At 71.4% G+C, this 16,531-nt stretch carries 15 protein-coding genes; 10 read left to right on the top strand and 5 right to left on the bottom strand.

The window, feature by feature from the left end:
• Window positions 1-37 precede the first annotated feature (37 nt).
• Window positions 38-1,591, bottom strand: coding sequence for a protein kinase domain-containing protein (locus tag WMF14_RS21015; RefSeq protein ID WP_437803328.1), 1,554 nt, complete (start codon window positions 1,589-1,591; stop codon window positions 38-40).
• A 134-nt stretch (window positions 1,592-1,725) separates the two neighbouring features.
• Here WMF14_RS21015 and WMF14_RS21020 point away from each other — a divergent pair, with 134 nt between their 5' ends.
• From WMF14_RS21020 to gyrA, 5 genes are all read left to right on the top strand, one after another.
• Window positions 1,726-2,451: a hypothetical protein gene (locus WMF14_RS21020; protein ID WP_437803329.1), complete on the top strand. Its 726-nt coding sequence runs from the start codon at window positions 1,726-1,728 to the stop codon at window positions 2,449-2,451.
• Window positions 2,452-2,537: 86 nt separating this feature from the next.
• A complete protein-coding gene (locus WMF14_RS21025) occupies window positions 2,538-2,771 on the top strand; it encodes a hypothetical protein (protein ID WP_044965251.1) in 234 nt (77 codons plus the stop codon).
• A complete protein-coding gene (locus tag WMF14_RS21030; RefSeq protein ID WP_437330423.1) occupies window positions 2,768-3,184 on the top strand; it encodes an HNH endonuclease in 417 nt (138 codons plus the stop codon). Before WMF14_RS21025 ends, WMF14_RS21030 begins: the two co-directional genes overlap by 4 nt.
• 350 nt (window positions 3,185-3,534) lie before the next feature.
• Window positions 3,535-4,035 (top strand): hypothetical protein, encoded by a 501-nt coding sequence (locus WMF14_RS21035; RefSeq protein WP_272099433.1) that lies wholly within the window; start codon window positions 3,535-3,537, stop codon window positions 4,033-4,035.
• A 431-nt stretch (window positions 4,036-4,466) separates the two neighbouring features.
• Window positions 4,467-7,094 (top strand): DNA gyrase subunit A, encoded by a 2,628-nt coding sequence (gene gyrA, locus WMF14_RS21040; RefSeq protein ID WP_272099435.1) that lies wholly within the window; start codon window positions 4,467-4,469, stop codon window positions 7,092-7,094.
• Here gyrA and WMF14_RS21045 read toward each other — a convergent pair.
• The 4 genes from WMF14_RS21045 to WMF14_RS21060 all read right to left on the bottom strand — a co-directional run bounded on the left by WMF14_RS21045 (window position 7,087) and on the right by WMF14_RS21060 (window position 11,712).
• Window positions 7,087-7,743: a gamma-glutamylcyclotransferase gene (locus WMF14_RS21045; protein ID WP_437803330.1), complete on the bottom strand. Its 657-nt coding sequence runs from the start codon at window positions 7,741-7,743 to the stop codon at window positions 7,087-7,089. The genes gyrA and WMF14_RS21045 overlap by 8 nt on opposite strands.
• A 43-nt stretch (window positions 7,744-7,786) precedes the next feature.
• Window positions 7,787-8,983 carry a saccharopine dehydrogenase family protein gene (locus WMF14_RS21050; RefSeq protein ID WP_437803331.1) on the bottom strand — a complete coding sequence of 399 codons (1,197 nt, stop codon included), beginning with the start codon at window positions 8,981-8,983 and terminating at the stop codon, window positions 7,787-7,789.
• A 39-nt stretch (window positions 8,984-9,022) separates the two neighbouring features.
• Complete coding sequence (locus WMF14_RS21055) at window positions 9,023-10,525, bottom strand: amidase (RefSeq protein WP_437803332.1); 1,503 nt, start codon at window positions 10,523-10,525, stop codon at window positions 9,023-9,025.
• Window positions 10,526-10,629: 104 nt separating this feature from the next.
• The gene (locus WMF14_RS21060; RefSeq protein WP_437803333.1) at window positions 10,630-11,712 is read right to left on the bottom strand and encodes a hypothetical protein; all 1,083 of its coding nucleotides are present in this window, start codon (window positions 11,710-11,712) and stop codon (window positions 10,630-10,632) included.
• 423 nt (window positions 11,713-12,135) lie between these two features.
• Here WMF14_RS21060 and WMF14_RS21065 point away from each other — a divergent pair, with 423 nt between their 5' ends.
• From WMF14_RS21065 to ilvC, 5 genes are all read left to right on the top strand, one after another.
• Window positions 12,136-12,366, top strand: coding sequence for a hypothetical protein (locus WMF14_RS21065; protein ID WP_272099445.1), 231 nt, complete (start codon window positions 12,136-12,138; stop codon window positions 12,364-12,366).
• Between the two features lie 106 nt (window positions 12,367-12,472).
• Window positions 12,473-12,913 (top strand): hypothetical protein, encoded by a 441-nt coding sequence (locus tag WMF14_RS21070; protein ID WP_437803334.1) that lies wholly within the window; start codon window positions 12,473-12,475, stop codon window positions 12,911-12,913.
• A gap of 93 nt (window positions 12,914-13,006) precedes the next feature.
• Window positions 13,007-14,716 carry a biosynthetic-type acetolactate synthase large subunit gene (gene ilvB / locus WMF14_RS21075; protein WP_272099449.1) on the top strand — a complete coding sequence of 570 codons (1,710 nt, stop codon included), beginning with the start codon at window positions 13,007-13,009 and terminating at the stop codon, window positions 14,714-14,716.
• Between the two features lie 137 nt (window positions 14,717-14,853).
• Window positions 14,854-15,402 (top strand): acetolactate synthase small subunit, encoded by a 549-nt coding sequence (gene ilvN / locus WMF14_RS21080; protein WP_012236361.1) that lies wholly within the window; start codon window positions 14,854-14,856, stop codon window positions 15,400-15,402.
• Window positions 15,403-15,495: 93 nt separating this feature from the next.
• Window positions 15,496-16,509, top strand: a complete 1,014-nt coding sequence (gene ilvC, locus WMF14_RS21085) for a ketol-acid reductoisomerase (RefSeq protein WP_437330431.1) — start codon at window positions 15,496-15,498, stop codon at window positions 16,507-16,509.
• The last annotated feature ends 22 nt before the right edge of the window (window positions 16,510-16,531 follow it).

A 16,531-nucleotide genomic window follows, 5' to 3' on the forward strand; every position in this document is an offset into this window, starting at 1 on the left:
CGGAGATCGCGGCCATCGGCCCCATCCCTGGTTCGGCTCACTCCCCCCGCTCGGGCAGCCCCCGCGCCGCGCGCTCGAGCAGCTCGTGCCCCGTCGCGTCCCCCTCCTCGAGGTGCGCGACGCCGATGCGGAGGGTCATCCGGAAGGGCGTCGTGGCTGCGCGCCGGAAGCGGTGCTGGCGCACCTTCTCGCCGAGCACCTTCGCGAACGCGGACGACCGGGTCCGGCCGATCCCTGGGCAGACGATCGCGAGGGTGTCGCGGCGGTAGCGCCCCAGCAGCCCGCCTTCCGGCACATAGATCCTGACGATGCGCGCGAGGTCGCCGAGGATGCGATCGACCCCCGCGCGGCCCTGCGTCTCCTCGACGCCCTGGAGCCCCTCCACGCTGAGCAGCAGCAGCGAGAGCCTCCTCGTCCGCTGCTCCTTGGCGCGCTGCACCTCTTTCTTCAGGAAAGCCCGGAGCCGCTCCTCGTGGACGACCGCGGCGAGGTCCTCGTCGCGGTGGCGTGACTCGCCGGCCTTGGGCCCAGGCTCCGGAGGCTTGGGCCCCGGGTCCGACGGCGAGCTGGCGCGCCGGTCGTCGCCGGCGCGCCGGTCGTCCGTCTCGCCCCCGCGGCTCTCGACCCCGCGGCGGGACGACGGCGGCGGGTTCGTGGGCCGATCGGGCGCGGGGGGCGGGGTCGACGGGGCGGGCGCGCCGAGCGCCTCCGCCATCAGCGTGACGGCCGCCGTCGCGCGCTCGAAGCGGTCCTTCGGGTCGATCGCGGTCGCCTGCTGGAACCACGCGTCGAAGGCGGGCGGCAGCCGGATGCTGCTGCGGCGCCGCGCGGCGCGGACGCTCGGCGGCTCGGGCAGCCCCGCCACCATCCGCTGGAGGAGCGCGTAGACCGACGGCAGGACGTTGGCCTCGGTCAGCCAGTACGGGCTGCCCACGAGCAGGGCGAAGGCGACGTGCGCGAGCGCATGGATGTCGGTCTTCGGCCCGACGGCGACGTCGCCGCGGATCTGCTCGGGCGCCATGTAGAGGGGCGTCCCGACCATCGCCGTGCGGTCCGCCACGCTGCGGTGCGCCACGACCTTCGCCAGCCCGAAATCCAGGACCTTCACGCAAGGGGAGCCGTCGTCCCGCCTCGTCAGAAAGAGGTTCGCCGGCTTGAGATCCCGGTGGATGATGGCGGCCGCGTGCATCTTGTCGAGCGCGCGCGCGACCTGGCCCAGGTAGAGGACCACCTCGGCCGGCGGCAGCGGGCCGCGGCGCGCGGACAGGCTCGCGAGCTCCTCGCCCTGGAGCAGATCCATGACGAGGAAGGGCATCCCCGAGTCGGCGTCGATGCCGGCATCGGAGATGTGGACGATGTGATCGCTCTCGATCGCGCCCGTGATCTTGGCTTCCTGGGCGAACCGGGCGCGCTGGGCCGGGTCCTGGATGGAGCCGGGGAGCATCACCTTGAGCGCTCGGCGGCGGTCCGTGACCTCGTCCACGACCTCGTACACCGCCCCCATTCCGCCCGTCTTGATGGGGCGCACGACGCGGTACCGCCCATGGAAAGGCGTGTCGGGTCGGAGCTGCGCGAGGCTCGGCGGATCCATGGGGTGATCGCGGCCCTTGGAGCATAGATCGGACCGGGCCCTGTCCGGTCGCCGTTCGCGCCCCCGAGGTGGGGTGGGCAGCTGGTGTGCCTGAAAACTCGACGCCTCCGGCGGCCGCGTGGTAGCTCCGCCGGGTGGGTTCGTCTGCGCTCGCCGTCCTCTCCGCCGCGAGGCGGAGCTCCGCGCCCTGGGCCGCGGCCGCGTTGCTCGGCCTCGGCGCCGTGACCGTCATCACAGCGCCGAGCTGCGGCAACGACGCTGTGGGCGTCGACGCTTGCCGGCGCATCGAGCGTGCCCGGTGCGAGGCGGCTGCCATGTGCCCGGAGTGGATCGGCTCTGGGGACGCCGAAGAGCGGGTGAACACCTGCGTCGAGTTCTACTGGGACCAGTGCCTGCACGGCATCGAGAGCGGCGCCGGCGGCGGCCAGGCCGCGGCAGAGCCGACGACCGCCCAGGTCGATGCCTGCGTCGCCGCCGTCGGCGAGGCGCGCGCCTGCGCCAGCGCCAAGGTCGCGTCCATGGCGGAGTGCTCCGCGGCGCCGCTCGCCGAGGGGATCGACCCCGCGATCAGCCCCTGCGTGGTGATCACCGCGCAGGCGGAGGCGCTCGAGGCCTGCGCGTTCGTCGCCGCCCCGAACGGCGGCGGCGCAGGCATCGGCAGCGGGGGCTCTGGCAGTGCGGGCAGCGGGGGCTCTGGCAGTGCGGGCAGCGGCGGCTCTGGCAGTGCGGGCAGCGGCGCCTCCGGCGGCGACAGCGCCGGCAACGGTGGCTCTGACGGCGCAGGCGACGGTGGCTCCGGCGGCGGCAGCGCGGGCAGCGGCGGCTCCGGCGGCGGCAGCGGTGGCTCCAGCGGGCCCTGATACCGCTGCGGGAAGCTCCCTCGGACCGCTCTCAGGCTGATCGCCCACCCCGCACCAACCTGCTAGGTTCAGGGAGGAGTTCGACCATGGCTACGCCGGCAACAGTCCACGTCGATGTGGAGCTCCCTTCCGATCTCGCACAGCTCCGCCTCCCGGCGGGGGTCGATCGCAGGCTGCAGGCGCTCCTGGACAAGCAGGACCGCGGGGAGAAGCTGTCGGCGGATGAGGCCATCGAAGCCGAGGGGCTCGTCGATCTCGCCGAGCTGCTCAGCTTGCTGCGCCTCCGCGCATCGCGGAAGGAGCCTGCGCTGACGCGATGAGCCGCGACAGCGTGCCCGCGGCGCTCCAGCGTCGCGTCCGCAAGCGTGCCGCCGATCGATGCGAGTATTGCCGGCTCTCCCAGGTCAGCCAGGAGGCCGCGTTCCATGTCGATCACATCCAGCCGCGGCACGCAGGTGGCCTGACCACCCCGGAGAACCTGGCGCTCGCCTGTGTGTCGTGCTCCCTGCGCAAGGGAGCGCGGACCCATGGAGAGGATCCGACCACGGGCGACCACGCGAGCCTCTTCCACCCTCGCTGGGGTCGCTGGGAAGACCACTTCGACGTCACGAGCGATCTGCTGATCGCCGGAAAAACACCGACAGGCCGCGCCACGGTCGCGCTGCTCCGGATGAATCGGCCTCTCGTCATCGAGATTCGACGTGAAGAGGCGCTGCGGGGTCGATTCCCGTAGAGGGCGCCCGCTGCTTCCGCGAGCTCATTTCAAGCCTTGCGGCGGCCAGGCCCCCGGCGTCCAGGCGCAGCCGCGGCGCCGCCCCGCGCGGGCGGCGCATCCGCCAGCTCGCCCGCGAGCGCCGTCGTCCCCGGCGCCTCCTCCCGCGGGCCTCGCTCGGCCGCGCGCCGCGCCGGGCGCGGCGCCCGCGCAGCGGGGCCGCGTTTCATGTGGCGCCGTTCCCCGGCTTGGACTAGTGCCCCCTGCCGATGGGCCGAGCTCGAGCTGGTTTCGGAACCTTGTTCGCAGCGGATCGCGCGCGCGGGCGCTCCCCGCGACCCCGGGCTGGCCGGTGCGCCCTGGCGCTCGCCGTGCTCGCGCTCACGGCCTGCGCTGACGGGTCCAACAGCGACGACGACCTGCAGCTCGGGACGTCGGTGACCATCGACCCGCTCGCCTTCCTTGGCGACGTCCAGTGCTCGGGCTCGGACGAGCCGGAGGCCATCCGCAGCTACGTCGCCACGCTCACCGACAACAGCGCGGAGGGCGGGCCGTCCCCCCTCGCCTCGTCGCCGCCAGTCTCCTGTGCGTGGAGCGTGTCGTTCACCTCCGTCGTCGAGGGGCACAAGTACACGGTCAGGATCGACGGCTACGGGGGGGAGCTCGCCGACGAGCTCACGCCCGAAGGTGGCGAGACCTCCGGGAACCCCGAAATGCTGCTCCCCAACGGCGACAAGGCCGACCCGATCTGGACGTGGGAGTGCCCCGGCCCCGACCCCGACGCCCCGGACAGCGCCGGATCGATCGTGGCGGAGAAGGACGTAGAAATCGTCGTCCGGACGTGCGCCCCGCCCACCCGCTTCGAGCCCTGACCCTTCCGGCGCCCCCGTTGCGCCGCCTCAAGCTCCCGCCGCGCTGTCCAGCGCCCCCGCCCAGGACGCTCCAGCCGCGCTGTCCGGCACCCCTGATGCGCCCTCGACGGCGCCTCGCAGCGTCCGCCGAGGAGCCGGCGGCAGGCCGTGATCCGCGCCCGCCGCGCGCGGGGAGGAACGCCCTCTGAGGCCGGCAAACCCTTTGCGCCAGCCTGCCCCTTGGAGTACCTGAACGCATCCGTCGCATCCCCTGAACAGCGTGGGTCATAGGGCGCGCGGCGAAGGCCGGGCTCCACCTCGTCGCTCGTCGATCGAGGCCAGGGCCGCTTCCGCCGCTCCGCTCGACGCTCGATCCGCGCTGGGATGGGCCTCTACGACGGGGGCCGAGCGCGCGCCGCGCCCGCCCCCCGCGCCTCGGGTGCAGGTCCCCCATGGAAGAGACGTCGAACATCCAGCAGAAGGTTCCGGTCAGCATCCAGGACGAGCTCCGGACGAGCTACCTCGACTACGCGATGAGCGTGATCATCGGCCGCGCGATCCCGGACGTGCGCGACGGCCTGAAGCCGGTGCACCGCCGGATCCTCTACTCGATGAACGAGCAGAAGATCGGCCCCACCGGCTCGCACAAGAAGTGCGCGCGCGTCGTCGGAGACGTCCTCGGCAAGTACCACCCGCACGGCGATCTCGCGGTCTACGACGCGCTCGTCCGGATGGGGCAGACCTTCAGCCTGCGCTACCCGCTCATCGACGGGCAGGGCAACTACGGATCGGTCGACGGCGACTCGCCCGCGGCCATGCGGTACACGGAGTCGCGCCTGTCGCGGATGGCCGTCGAGCTGCTCGCCGATCTCGACAAGGACACGGTCGACTTCGTCCCGAACTACGACGACTCGGAGCTCGAGCCGAGCGTCCTTCCGGCGAAGTTCCCGCAGCTCCTGGTGAACGGCTCCGGCGGCATCGCCGTCGGCATGGCGACGAACATCCCGCCGCACAACCTCGGCGAGATCATCGACGCGACGATCGCCATCATCCGCAACCCCGACATCACCCTGGAGGAGCTGCTCCACCTCGTCCCGGGCCCCGATTTCCCGACCGGCGGCCTCATCTACGGCAAGAGCGGCATCGTGCAGGCGTACACGACCGGCCGTGGCTCGATCACGATGCGCGGGCGCCACCAGGTCGAGAAGACGATGAAGGGCGACCGCGAGCAGATCGTCTTCACCGAGATCCCCTACCAGGTGAACAAGGCCCGGCTGGTCGCGAAGATCGCCGAGTGCATGAAGGAGAAGCGCATCGAGGGGATCAGCGAGGTGCGCGACGAGAGCGATCGCGAGGGGATGCGGATCGTCATCGAGCTGAAGAAGGACATCTTCCCGCAGGTGGTCGTCAACCAGCTCTACCGGCTGACGGACCTCCAGGCGACGTTCGGGGTCATCAACCTGTCGATCGCGAACGGGCGCCCCGCGGTGCTGAGCCTGAAGGACACGCTCTCGCACTTCATCGAGCACCGGCGCGAGGTCGTGACGCGGCGCTGTCGGTTCGAGCTCCGGCAGGCCGAGGCGCAGCGCGAGCTCATCGAGGGGCTCGGGATGGCGACGAGCGACATCGATCGCATCGTCGCGACGATCCGGGCCTCGAGCGATCCGGACGACGCGCGGGAGAACCTGCAGAAGCTGCCGCTCCGGGGGCTCGGCGAGTTCCTCCGGCGCGCCGGCCGGCCGGAGCCCGAGTGCGCCGAGGCCGACACGCGCGGCGACTACTTCCTGTCGGAGCGGCAGGCCAAGGCGATCCTCGAGATGCGGCTGTCGCGCCTGACCGGCCTCGAGCGGGAGAAGCTCGCGAAGGAGTACGGCGAGCTGTCGCAGACCATCGAGCGGCTCCGGGCGATCCTGGCCGACATGGGGCTGCTCATGAACGTGATCGTGATGGAGCTCGAGGAGATCAAGGAGCGCTTCGGCGACAAGCGGCGCACCGAGATCGTGCCGGCCGAGGCCGAGATCCAGATGGAGGACCTGATCCAGGAAGAGGACATGGTCGTGACCATCTCGCACGCCGGCTACCTGAAGCGGACGCCGACCTCGACGTACCGGGCGCAGCGCCGCGGCGGCAAGGGGATGGTGGGGATGGAGGCGCGCGAGGAGGACTGGGTGAGCCAGCTCTTCGTGGCGTCGACGCACTCGTACGTCTTCTTCTTCAGCGACAAGGGCAAGGTCTTCGTCAAGAAGGTCTACGAGATCCCGCAGGCGCCGCGGAACGCGAAGGGCCGGGCGATCGTGAACTTCGTCGGGATGGAGCCGGGGGAGAAGGTCGCGGCGATCACGCCGGTGCCGAGCTTCGACGGCGAGACGTTCGTGGTGACGCTGACCCGCCGCGGGCAGATCAAGAAGACGGCGCTCAACGAGTACGAGAACTACCGGGACAAGGGGATCATCGGCGTGCGGATCGAGGAGGGCGATCAGCTCTTCACGGCGGCGCTCACCGACGGCAAGCGCGAGCTCGTGATCGCGACGCGGAGCGGGATGAGCATCCGCTTCCCCGAGGACCAGGTGCGCCCGACGGGCCGCGCGACGATGGGCGTGAAGGGCATCGAGCTCGACGAGGGCGACGTGGTGGTCGGCCTCGGCGTGAGCGGCGACGGGCGCGACCGGGTGCTCGCGGTCTGCGAGCGCGGGTACGGCAAGCAGACGCCGCTCGAGGAGTTCCGGCTCCAGAGCCGCGGCGGCAAGGGCGTGATCCTGATCGACGCGAGCGAGCGGAACGGGCCGGTCGTGGGCGTCGCCATGGTGAGCCCGAGCGACGAGGTGCTGATCGTGACCGATCGCGGGCAGATGATACGCACCAAGACGAGCGAGATCCGCGAGACGGGGCGCAACGCGCAGGGCGTGCGGATCATGCACGTCGGCCAGGACGAGCGGGTCGTCGCCGTCGAGGCCTTCGCGGCGGAAGCGGAAGCGGCCGAGGCCGAGGAGGGCGGGTCGACGCCGCCGGCGGCCGGCGCGGACGGGACCAACGGGGTCGCGGATCACGCCGGCGGGAACGGGAGCAGCGAGGTCAACTAGAGGTCGACCGGGTGCCGAGCTCGGTCGGCGGCCCGTCCGCAGCCCCCGCCGCGCGACCGCCACACGAGGGGCCGACAGTGGTCCTCGGGTCGACCGGACGGGGAGCTCGGTGGCCGACGAGGGCCGCTAGCTCGTTCACGTGCTCGTCGTGCGCGCCCATCGCCACGAGCGCGTCGGCGAGCCGCAGGACGTACTCGACGTTCGAGCCGCTCGGGCCGTGCGACGCGAGCACCTGCGCGGCGATCTCGGGGAGCGGCGCAGCGCCCAGGTAATCGGGGTTATCCGGCGTGGCCAGGTACACGATGGCCGACCGGGCCGTGATCTCCGCGCGCACCGCCGCCCCATCCGCAAGGTGGAGCGGCACGTCGTGGCGCGCATATCCGCCCTTCTCGCGGTGGTCCAGCGCGCGGAGCACCTCGTCGAGCTCGGCCTCGCCAACGCGATAGGCCATCCCCCAGCAGAGGGCGCCAGGCGACGGGATGAGCGTGACCACCCGCCCGGGCGCCCCGGGGACGCCCCGATGGTCTGTGGACCCCTGCCAGAAGCGGCGGGCCCACCCCGTGATGTACCCTGGCACCATCCGCTCGAAGCGGAAGGCAGGCCGCCAGATCAACGAACCGTAACCGAAGATCCACGCCTCGCGGTCCACGGGGCGATTGTACCAAACCGCGCCGGCCGTCAGCCGCTGCAGCTCACCCCTCGAGCAGCTCGAACCGGATCCCCGCCGCCTGAAGCCGCTCGATGAGCCGCTCCCCCATCGCGACGGCCGGCGTGATGACCCCGGCGCGCGCCGGCAGCCGCTCGCGGTCAAACGCCATGCAAAGCGCCGACTCCGCCACCATCTTGGCCGTCTCCGAGTACCCCGGATCGCCGCCGCTCACGCGCGTCACCACCTTGCGCGACGCGCTCTTCCCCTGGAAGGTCACCTGGAACCAGCTGCGCGCCCGCTCCTCCGCGCTCGGCCCCTCCCCAGGACTCCGCACCTTGCGGAGCAGCTCCCGCGTCGGTCCCACCTTGGCCAGCGCCGTGACCGCGCCGAAGCCGGCGATCCCCATCACGAGCTGCAGCCCGGACTTGACCTGCACGTTGTGGCTGTACTGGAAGTCGGGGCCGTAAGCGTCGAGCTCCCGCGCGCTCCGGAGCACGACGAGCGGATCGATGCTGGGCATCGGACAGAGCCATGCGCGCAGCCCCTTCTCGTAGCGGATGCGCGCCTTGAGCCCCCGCACCCTGCGCGCCCCGTGCGCGCCCTCGCCGCGCGCGGCGCCCTTCCTGGGGCCGGCGTGCGCCATGATCTCGAGCAGCGACTGCCAGGTGCCGCCGGAGAAGCTGCCGTGCGCGCGCACGATGCCCTCCACAACGATCGGCTCGCCCGCGGGGAGCTTCGTCACCGTGAAGAGCACCCCGAGGTCGTGCGGGATGCTGTCGAAGCCGCAGCAGTTGACGATCCGCACGCCCCGCGCGCGGGCGGCCTCGTGGTGGCGCTCGATGAGGCGGTCGACGAACCCAGGCTCGCCGGTGAGATCCGCGTAGTCGGTGCCCGCGCGGATGCACGCCTCGACGAGCGGCTCGCCGAGCGCCGTGTAAGGACCGACCGTCGTGATGACGACGCGCGCCTGGCGAGCCATGCGCTCGAGCGACGCCGCGTCGTCCGACGCCGCCTCGATGACGCCCAGCGAGGAGCACGCCGGATCGATCGCCTCCATCGCCGCCTTCACCTCGGCGAGGCGCCCGGCGCTCCGGCCAGCGATCGCCCAGCGGATGGGCCGCTCTTCTGCGCCACGGGCGGAGGCGTCCTTGCCCTTGGTGGCGAGATACTCGGCGACGAGGCGACCGGTGAAGCCGGTCGCTCCGAAGACGATCACGTCGTACGCGCGGTCGCTGGTCATGGGGGGCAGCCTTGATACCACGACCGCGGGCGGGAACGGTCAGCGCCGGCACCACGAGAGCGACGGCGGCACCCAGCCGCCGAACGAGCGCTCCAGGTGCTCCGCCACGGCGATCGTCACGTGATCGTTGCCGTGGATCGCCGCCACCTGGACGCCCAGCGGCAGCCCCTCGCCGTTGAGGCCCAGCGGCACCTGCGTCGCCGGCATCTCCATGACGTTGAGCACCGCGGTGTATGTCCACTGGAAGGGCGGCAGCAGCGGCGCGTAGTGCCGCGGCGCGGGGCTCGGATAGGACGGGTAGAGCATCACGCCCTGCTCGCCGATGCGCGACACGAGCTCGGCGCGCAGCGCCTTGCCGAGCTCCAGGGCGCGCTCGACGCGCGCCGGCAGCAGCCCGCCGACGTCCTCCAGCAGCGCGAGCCCCAGCGCGGGCAGCGTGTGCGTCGAGCGGCGGACCGACCAGCGGGCGAGCTCACGCGGCAGGCTGACCGGGCGGCCACCACCGAGCAACGCCCGGAACGTGACGCCCCCGGACGTGCCCACCATCGCCGTCCAGATGTCGAGCGCCCGCGCGAGGAGGTCGATCCTCGCCTCGACCACCGTCGCCCCGCAGGCGGCGAGCGCCTCCGCCGCCCTCCGCTGCGCGGCCACGAGATCGGCGCTCACCCGGCGCACGCCGTCGTGCTCGACGGAGAGCACCGTCAGCGCGCCGAGATCGACCGAGGCCGGATCGCCGAGCGGCAGCGGCGCACAGCCCGGATCGCGCGCGTCGGGGCCGGCGAGGATGCGGAGCACCGGCATGAGATCCTCGGCGCGCCGCGCGATCGGGCCCGTCGTCATGAAGCGGAGCCCCCGCTCGCCCGGCAGCGGGAACTGGCCCGTGGTCGGCACGAGCCCGCCGGTCGGCTTGTGGCCGAAGACGCCGTTGAAGAACGCCGGCATGCGGATGGATCCGCCGATGTCCGAGCCGAGGCCGACCGGCGCGCCGCCCGCGCCGATCACCGCGGCCTCGCCGCCCGAGCTGCCGCCCGCGGTGCGCGCCGGGTCGTAGGGGTTGTTCGTCCGGCCGTAGAGCCGGTTGTTCGTCTCCATCCACATGCAGAGCTCCGACACATTGGTGACGCCGAGCGGGATGAAGCCTGCGGCGCGCAGGCGCGTGACCGTCACGGCGTCCTCCTCCGCGCGCACGTCGGCGCGGGCGACGAGCCCCGCGGAGTTCGGCATGCCGGCGACGGCGAAGCTCTCCTTGATGGAGCACGGGACGCCGAGGAACGGCGGCGCGCCCGCGGCCCCGCCCTCATCGAGGAGCGCGTCGACCGCGCGCGCCTCGGCGCGGGCGGCCTCGAACCGGTCCGCCACCATCGCGTTGAGCGTCGGGTTCACGCGCTCGATGTGCCGGATATGGGCCTCCACGACCTCGGCCGACGTCACGGCTCGTTCGCGGATCAGCGCAGCGAGCCGGGTCGCGGAGAGCAGGAGCAGCGGATCTCGTGACAGCATGCGTGCGGCGAGGATCAGGCTCGGGACGACGACCCAGGTCAAGGGTCCGCCACCCCGGGTCCGTCGATCGCCCCCGCCCCATCCCGGGCGCGAGACGCGCGCGGCCCTCGCCGAGCGTCCTCCTGGGCGCCGGGGGCGCTGGCCGCCTACTCCTCCGCGGCCTGCGCCGCGCCCGCAGCCTGCCCAGCGCCCGCAGCCTGCACCGCGCCCGCAGCCTGCACCGCGCCCGTGGCCTGCCCCGCGCCCGCGCGCTGCACCGGCGCGGCGGCGACCGCGCGCTCCCGCGCTCGCTGCGGGAAGGCCCAGCGCACCGCCCCGGTCACCAGCCAGTCGACCGCCCCCCGGTCGTCGACCTGGATGCCGGGATCGAGGTATACCTGCACCCGTTCGCTGAGCTCTGCGCCGACCTCCAGCACGCTCGTCGACACGACGCGGTGCGCGCCGCGGTGGTCGATCGAGAACGCCTGGTCCGGGCTCACCCAGAACCCGCGCGGCAGCTCGATGATGGCGAATTCCCTTATCGTCGACTTCTGGATGGCGTTCCGCCCCGGGTCACCGCCGAACGACACAGAGTGCTGCAGCTGGGCCCCGAGCCGCGCGGGCCGCGCCACGCGGACGTACGCCTGGACGAGGGGCGCCACCTGGTTCTTTCCCGAGCCGAGCGCGCGCTTCGTCGCCGAGTCGAGGACGAGATCCGTGCCGAGGACCAGCGCGAACCGCGGCGTGCCGACCACGCGGACGAGCGGCCGGATCAGGACGTCGCCGAGCCCCACGTCGCGCTGGCCCTCGATGTCACCCGCGTACGCGAGCGGCAGATCTGCGCGCAGCGAGAACGTCCTCGTAAAGGCGTAGTCCCCCCGGAGCACCGCCGCGTTGAAGAAGCTGGTCTTGCTTTGCGAGTAATCGTTCCGGAGCTCGAGGAACGTGCTGAAGTTGGCGGCCGCCCTCGGTTGCGTCCGGGGCGCCGCTGCGGCGGGCCGCTCCGGCGCAGCAGGCGGCTGCGCAGGCGGCGCGGGTGGCAGCGACGGCCGCGCGGGCTGTGCGCCCGCGAGCGCCATGGGATCCGCTGGATGCGCAGGATCGGCGCGGGCCGCGGCGGCGCCGGTAGAGGCGCCGCTCAACACGAGGAGCCCGACCGTGCCGAGAGAGGCCACGCGGCGGCGCTGCAGACCACAGGGCGAGACCGGTCGATCGGCAGGGCGCGCCTGCGCGACGCGATGCGCTTGCATGCCAGGTTCATGGGTGTGTCGCGCGATCTGGCGGCAGTCGGTTCAAGACAGCAGTCTGCACCTCGGGCGCGCATGATCCGACGTCCGGTGTTTGCGCACCTCTCCCCCGGCGCCCCAGCATCCTGGCCGCGCCCTCGCCTCCGCGCGCTCCACGCGACGCGCTCGGCGCGCCTCGCTCGACTCCCCCGGCGTCGCGATCGAGTCGCGCTCGAGCGATACATCCGTGCACATCGAGCGCGATGCATCGCCGTTCGAGACACCGCTGGCCGAGCTCCCGGACAGCGCCGGTCCGTGCCGAACATCACGCGGTTCACGTGCGTGTGCTCGAACAAAAAACTGCACGAAATGCCGCAGAAACAAGCGTTCTGTAAAGAAACAACTTGACGCGACGCAGCAGCTCTGTAGGGTAGAAGCATCTACGCCATGCAGAAGCCGATGTGCACCACCAGCGCCCACGCCTCCGGCGACGGGACCCCCGCTGAGAAGGTTGTGCACCACGCTTCGTTGGCGTCCTCGACGACGCGTTCGTTCGTCGTCGTCGAAGGCGGCGTGTCCGTCGGGCTCCTAGCGGGCCTAGCCATTCCTGCGCTCTTCAGCCTAGTTGACGTCGTCGGGCTGATTCGCGTCGGGAACGGTTGCGGGCCGCCGCTCTGAGCTGAAACAGCATGGAGATAGGCCCCCGCACCGAGATGGTCCGGGGGCTTTCGTTTTTTTCGGCCTGAGGGTTCACGGAGAGCAGCCGTCGTCGAAGGAGGATCAGGTGAGCAAGGAACATTCGAGGAAGAATCGGGAGGACGCCTCGATCGAGGCCGTCGACCAGCGCATCGCGGAGCTCGCAGAGCTCGTCGCCGCGGGATGTGGGGGGCCCGTCGCGTCGAGCGCCGTGCGAGAGGAGTTCGAGGCGCTCGTCGACGAGATCCGCGCCCGAGCCAGCGGGGGCGCCGTCCGCGCGCCCCAGCGCTCCTCGACGCACCTCAAGGGCGCGCGCCCGCACGGCGACGCCGCGGAGGCCTCGTTCGAGTTCCATGCTGACCCGCCCTCCGCTCGCTCCAGCGTGGACCAGCGCGCCAAGCCGGCGAGCGCACCGAGCAGCTCGCGCGTCGTGTCGCTCGACGACGCGCGCAGGGTGCTCGACGCGATCCGCCGCGAGGAGAGCAGCGGCGGCGGCCCTCGGGAGGATCTGCAGCGCGCGATCGCCTAAGTAGCTGAGCCTCTGAGAAACGGCAGAACCCCGCGGCAAAGGCGCCCCCATGGGCCCCACCTTCACCCGCGTGACTCGATGGAGTCGGGAATTATGAAACGAACCGGTGCACAGATTATCTGGGAAGTCCTCGTCCGCGAAGGCGTGGACGTGGTCTTTGGCTATCCGGGCGGCGCGATCATGCCCGCCTATGACACGATCCTCGGCTACCCGATCCGCCATGTGCTCGTCCGGCACGAGCAGGGCGCGTCGCACATGGCGGACGGGTACGCCCGCGCCTCGGGCAAGGTCGGCGTTTGCGTCGCCACCTCGGGGCCGGGCGCGACGAACCTCGTCACCGGGATCGCGACTGCGATGCTCGACTCCTCGCCCATCGTCTGTATCACCGGGCAGGTCTCGTCCAAGCTGCTCGGGACCGACGCCTTCCAGGAGACGGACATCACGGGCGTCACGCTGCCCATCACCAAGCACAACTACCTGGTGACCGACGTCCAGGACATCGCTCCCACCCTCCGCGAGGCGTTCTACATCGCGCGCTCGGGCCGCCCGGGCCCCGTGCTCGTGGACATCACCAAGGACGCCCAGCAGGCGTCGATCGATTTCGAGCCGCCGAAGGGCGAGGTCCGGCTGCCCGGCTACCGCCCCTCGCAGCACGCCGTCCAGACGGACATCGAGAAGGCGATCGACCTCATCGACGAGGCCGAGCGGCCGCTCATCCTGGCCGGTCAGGGCATCGTCAGGGCGGAGGCGACGCGCGAGCTCCTCTCCTTCGTGGAGAAGACGGGGATCCCCGTCGCCTCCACGCTGCTCGGCCTCGGGGGCTTCCCGGCGACGCACCCGCTCAGCCTCGGCATGATGGGCATGCACGGCGAGGCGTGGGTGAACAACGCCATCCAGGAGGCCGACCTCCTCATCGCGCTCGGGATGCGCTTCGACGACCGCGTGACCGGCAACCTCAAGACCTACGCCGTGAAGGCGAAGAAGATCCACGTCGAGATCGACCGATCCGAGATCAACAAGAATGTCAAGGTCGACGTGGGCCTCATCGGCGACGTCCGGGACACGCTCCTGTCGCTCATCCCCGGGTGCAAGCAGCGCAACCGGGGCCCGTGGGTCGAGCGCATCAACCTGCTGAAGGGCGACTCGGCGGTCCGTGACATTCAACAATTGCCGTACAACGATAAATTGTACGCCGCGCACGTGATGCACGACCTCTGGCGGCTCACCGACGGCAAGGCGCTTGTGGTAACCGACGTCGGCCAGCACCAGATGTGGGAAGCGCAGTACTACAAGCACGATCACCCGCGGAAGCTCGTCACCTCCGGCGGCCTCGGCACGATGGGCTTCGCCCTGCCGGCGGCGATCGGCGCGCGCTTCGCGAAGCCGGAGGACGAGATCTGGGTGGTCGTGGGCGACGGCGGCTTCCAGATGACCGCGTGCGAGCTCTCGACCTGCGCGCAGGAGGGGCTCAAGGTCCACGTGGCCGTCATCAACAACGGCTACCTCGGCATGGTGCGGCAGTGGCAGGAGTTCTTCTACAACCGGCGCTACTCGGCCACGCCGATGCGCAGCCCGGATTTCGTAAAGCTCGCCGAGGCCCACGGGCTGACGGGCATCCGCGTCACGAAGCGTGAGGAGATCGCCGGCGCCGTGGAGCGCGCCCGCGCCACGCCGGGCACCGTGGTGGTCGACTTCCGCGTCGAGCAGGAGGATAGCGTCTATCCGATGGTCCCCGCCGGCGCCGACCTGAACGACATGATCCGGCGCCCGAGCCCCATCGTGGAGACCGGGGAGGATCCGTGAACGCGCCCGTAGACCCACGCGCCCAGGGCGCGCGCTCCAGCGTGAGCGTGCGCCCGTCGGACGGGCGAGGCGCGCCCGAGCGCGCCGCGGCTGGAGCCGCGCGCACCACAGACAAGAGGGACTTTCAAGAGGCATCCATGGATCGACCCATCCTGCGCACGTTCATCGCCTACGTCGAAGACCGCCCCGGCGTGCTCAACCGCGTCGCGTCCCTCTTCCGGCGGCGCGCCTACAACATCGAGTCGCTGAGCGTCGGGCGCACCCACATCGCCGGGATCTCGCGCCTGACCCTGGTCCTCGAGGCGGACGAGGACGGGGCGAGGCGCCTGGAGGCGAACCTCTACAAGCTGGTCAACACCCTCTGGGTCCGGGACGTCACCCACACCGCCTCCGTCGCGCGCGACCTCGCGCTCATCAAGGTGAAGGCGGACGCGACGAGCCGGGCGCAGGTGCTCCAGCTCTGCGAGGTGTTCCGCGCGCGCACCGTCGACGTCGCCCCCGAGGCGCTGACCATCGAGATCACCGGGACCGGCGACAAGATCGAGGGCCTGCTCGAGGTGCTCCGCCCATTCGGGATCATCGAGATGGTGCGGACAGGGATGATCGTGATGACCCGCGGCGCCGAGGAGGCCGAGGCCAGGTTCGACTCGATCCCCGTGCGCACGGCCGAGAACGGCGCCTCCTGACGGCGCGAGACGGTGTAAATAGCGCGCGCGAGACGTGAATGACGTGAAGGACGGGAGCCGCGAGGTGCGGGTCCCTGTTGTAAGGAGAGAGAGATGGCTAAGATTTTTTACGATAACGACGCGGATCTTTCGCTCATCCAGAGCAAGAAGGTCGCGATCGTGGGCTACGGCTCCCAGGGGCACGCGCACGCGCTGAACCTGCGCGACAGCGGCGTCACGGTGATCGTCGCCCTGCCCGAGGGCAGCAAGAGCCGGCCCAAGGCGCAGGCCGCGGGGCTGCAGGTGGCCACGGTGTCCGAGGCCGCGAAGGCCGCCGACGTCATCATGATCCTCGCCCCCGACACGTCGCAGGCGCGCATCTACAACGAGCAGATCGCGCCGCACCTCGGCCCGGGCAAGACGCTCATGTTCGCGCACGGGTTCAACATCCGCTTCAACACGATCACGCCCCCCCCGTCGGTCGACGTGTCGATGATCGCCCCGAAGGGCCCTGGCCACCGGGTGCGCGAGACGTTCGAGGCCGGCGGCGGCGTCCCGGCCCTCCTCGCCGTCCACCAGGACGCGAGCGGCAAGGCGGAGGCCCAGGCCCTGGCCTACGCGAAGGGCATCGGCGCGTCGCGCGCCGGCGTGCTCCTCACGACGTTCGCGGAGGAGACCGAGACCGACCTCTTCGGCGAGCAGGCGGTGCTCTGCGGCGGCGCGAGCGAGCTCGTCAAGGCAGGGTTCGAGACGCTCGTCAACGCCGGCTACCAGCCGGAGATCGCGTACTTCGAGTGTCTGCACGAGCTCAAGCTCATCGTCGACCTCATGTACCGCGGCGGCCTCAACTACATGCGGTACTCGATCAGCGACACCGCCGAGCACGGCGACTACGTGTCGGGCCCGCGGGTCATCACCGACAAGACGCGCGAGGAGATGAAGCGGATCCTCGGCGAGATCCAGAGCGGCGAGTTCGCGCGCAAGTGGATCGCGGAGAACGAGGCGGGCCGGCCGAAGTTCGAGGCGACGCGGGCGAAGGAGCGGGAGCAGCGGCTCGAGATCGTGGGCGCCAACCTGCGCAAGATGATGCCGTTCATCGATCCCGTCACCATCAAGCCCGGCGACTGAGCCTCTCCACTCGTGGGAGGCG

The sequence above is a fragment of the Sorangium sp. So ce693 genome (genome assembly GCF_051521375.1).
GTDB classification, from domain to species: domain Bacteria; phylum Myxococcota_A; class Polyangia; order Polyangiales; family Polyangiaceae; genus Sorangium; species Sorangium atrum.

What these genes read in the sequence shown, in the direction of transcription:
- gyrA (WP_272099435.1), top strand. Translation starts at nt 4,467, where the DNA reads ATGGAAGAGACGTCGAACATCCAGCAGAAGGTTCCGGTCAGCATCCAG.
- WMF14_RS21060 (WP_437803333.1), bottom strand. Translation starts at nt 11,712, where the DNA reads ATGCAAGCGCATCGCGTCGCGCAGGCGCGCCCTGCCGATCGACCGGTC.
- WMF14_RS21050 (WP_437803331.1), bottom strand. Translation starts at nt 8,983, where the DNA reads ATGACCAGCGACCGCGCGTACGACGTGATCGTCTTCGGAGCGACCGGC.
- ilvC (WP_437330431.1), top strand. Translation starts at nt 15,496, where the DNA reads ATGGCTAAGATTTTTTACGATAACGACGCGGATCTTTCGCTCATCCAG.
- ilvB (WP_272099449.1), top strand. Translation starts at nt 13,007, where the DNA reads ATGAAACGAACCGGTGCACAGATTATCTGGGAAGTCCTCGTCCGCGAA.
- WMF14_RS21025 (WP_044965251.1), top strand. Translation starts at nt 2,538, where the DNA reads ATGGCTACGCCGGCAACAGTCCACGTCGATGTGGAGCTCCCTTCCGAT.
- WMF14_RS21015 (WP_437803328.1), bottom strand. Translation starts at nt 1,591, where the DNA reads ATGGATCCGCCGAGCCTCGCGCAGCTCCGACCCGACACGCCTTTCCAT.
- WMF14_RS21030 (WP_437330423.1), top strand. Translation starts at nt 2,768, where the DNA reads ATGAGCCGCGACAGCGTGCCCGCGGCGCTCCAGCGTCGCGTCCGCAAG.
- WMF14_RS21065 (WP_272099445.1), top strand. Translation starts at nt 12,136, where the DNA reads ATGCAGAAGCCGATGTGCACCACCAGCGCCCACGCCTCCGGCGACGGG.
- ilvN (WP_012236361.1), top strand. Translation starts at nt 14,854, where the DNA reads ATGGATCGACCCATCCTGCGCACGTTCATCGCCTACGTCGAAGACCGC.